Origin of the sequence: Mycobacterium sp., assembly GCF_049608025.1 — a bacterium.
In the GTDB taxonomy this organism is placed as follows: Bacteria; Actinomycetota; Actinomycetes; order Mycobacteriales; family Mycobacteriaceae; genus Mycobacterium.
Genome location: NZ_JBMYXC010000110.1, coordinates 1 through 2,383, shown reverse-complemented (window position 1 = coordinate 2,383; position 2,383 = coordinate 1). Strand labels below are relative to the sequence as shown.

Below are 2,383 nucleotides of genomic sequence, written 5' to 3'. Positions count from 1 at the left end.
TACACCGCCTATACGCCGTATCAACCCGAGATCAGCCAGGGCCGGCTGGAAGCGATGCTCAACTTCCAGACGATGGTCACCGATCTCACGGCGTTGGAAGTCGCCAATGCCTCGATGCTCGACGAAGGCACCGCCGCGGCCGAGGCAATGACACTCATGCACCGCGCGGTGCGTGGGTCGAGTAACCGTCTTGTCGTCGATACCGACCTCTATGCGCAGACGGCCGCGGTGCTGGCCACCCGGGCAGCACCGCTGGGAATCGAGATAGTGACGGCCGATCTGCGCAACGGCCTTCCAGAAGACCTGACCGATGACGGCGGGTTCTTCGGCGTGATAGTCCAGTTGCCCGGAGCCAGCGGACGCGTCAATGACTGGACCGCGGTGGTGGCTCAGGCTCATGAACGCGGTGCCCTGGTCGCTGTGGGCGCCGACCTGTTGGCGCTGACATTGATCACCCCACCCGGCGAGATTGATGCCGACGTCGCCTTTGGCAGCACCCAACGCTTCGGTGTGCCAATGGGATTCGGCGGGCCACACGCAGGCTATCTGGCTGTGCACTCCAAACACGCCCGCCAGCTACCGGGGCGCCTGGTGGGTGTCTCCAAAGATGCCGACGGATCGCCGGCCTATCGACTGGCGCTGCAGACCCGCGAGCAGCACATCCGCCGCGACAAGGCCACCAGTAACATCTGCACGGCGCAGGTCCTGTTGGCAGTGATGGCAGCGATGTACGCGAGTTACCACGGCGCACCGGGTCTGACCGCTATCGCAAAACGGGTGCACCGGCATGCGCGGACGCTGGCCGCAGAACTGGCCGCCAACGGGATCGAGGTGGCGCACGACAGCTTCTTCGACACCGTGCTGAGCCGCGTGCCCGGTCGGGCGCGCGAGGTGCGCGCCGCGGCCAAGGAACATGGCATCAACGTGTGGCTGGTCGACGAGGACCACATCTCGGTGACGTGCGACGAGGCGACGACCACAGACCACCTCGCGGCTGTGCTCGGCGCGTTTTCCGGTGTCGCCACCGACGCGCAGGCCCTTCGACTCGATCGCGCTGACGCCGACGCTCATGGTGGATCGCAGTTGGACGCCATGGCCAGGACTTCGGAATTCCTGACTCATCCGGCCTTCACCGAGTACCGCACCGAGACAGAGATGATGCGCTACCTGCGCACCCTCGCAGACAAGGACATCGCACTGGACCGCAGCATGATTCCACTCGGATCATGCACGATGAAGCTCAACGCGGCCGCGGAGATGGAGCCGATCACCTGGCCCGAGTTCGCCCGCCAGCATCCTTTCGCCCCAGCGGGGGACACTCCCGGACTACGCCGGTTGATCGCCGAGCTGCAGACGTGGCTCACCGGTATCACCGGGTACGACTCTGTATCGCTGCAGCCCAACGCCGGGTCACAGGGGGAGTACGCGGGCCTGCTGGCCATCCAGGCCTATCACGCTGCCCGCGGCGACTCCGGACGCCGGGTGTGCCTGATCCCGTCCAGCGCGCACGGCACCAACGCCGCCTCGGCTGCCCTGGTCGGCATGAAGGTGGTGGTCGTGCAGTGCCGCGCGAACGGCGACGTCGATCTCGACGATCTGCGAGCAAAAGTGGCCGAACACGCCGACAGCTTGTCGGCGCTGATGATCACCTATCCGTCCACACACGGGGTGTACGAGCATGATGTCGCAGACATCTGTGCGGCAGTGCACGATTCGGGCGGACAGGTCTATGTCGACGGTGCCAACCTCAACGCCCTGGTCGGGCTCGCCCGCCCCGGACGCTTCGGCGGCGATGTCAGCCACCTCAATTTGCACAAGACGTTCTGCATCCCGCACGGGGGAGGCGGCCCCGGCGTGGGACCGGTCGCGGTCCGCGGCCATCTGGCTCCTTACCTACCCGGCCACCCGCTGGCCGACGAGCTGGCCGACGAGCACACCGTTTCGGCGGCCCCGTATGGTTCGGCATCGATTCTGCCGATCACCTGGGCGTACATCCGCATGATGGGGGCGCAGGGACTGCGCTCGGCGTCACTTGTGGCGATCGCCTCGGCCAACTACATCGCCCGCCGGCTCGATGAGTACTACCCGGTGCTCTACACCGGCGAGAACGGCATGGTGGCCCACGAATGCATCCTCGATCTGCGCCCCATCACCAAAGCCACTGGAGTCACCGTCGATGATGTGGCAAAGCGATTGGCGGACTATGGCTTTCACGCGCCGACGATGAGTTTCCCGGTGTCGGGAACGTTGATGGTCGAGCCGACCGAAAGCGAGTCGCTACGCGAAGTCGATGCGTTTTGCGATGCGATGATCGCGATCCGGGCAGAGATCGACCAGGTCGGGTCCGGATCCTGGCCGGCCGAGGACAATCCACTGCGCAATG

General features: G+C 65.5%; 1 protein-coding gene. It reads left to right on the top strand.

From position 1 onward, the window contains the following. Window positions 1–2,383, top strand: a 2,383-nt coding sequence (gene gcvP, locus ACPGXI_RS17925; protein WP_526655370.1) for an aminomethyl-transferring glycine dehydrogenase, incomplete at both ends; no start/stop codon positions are given.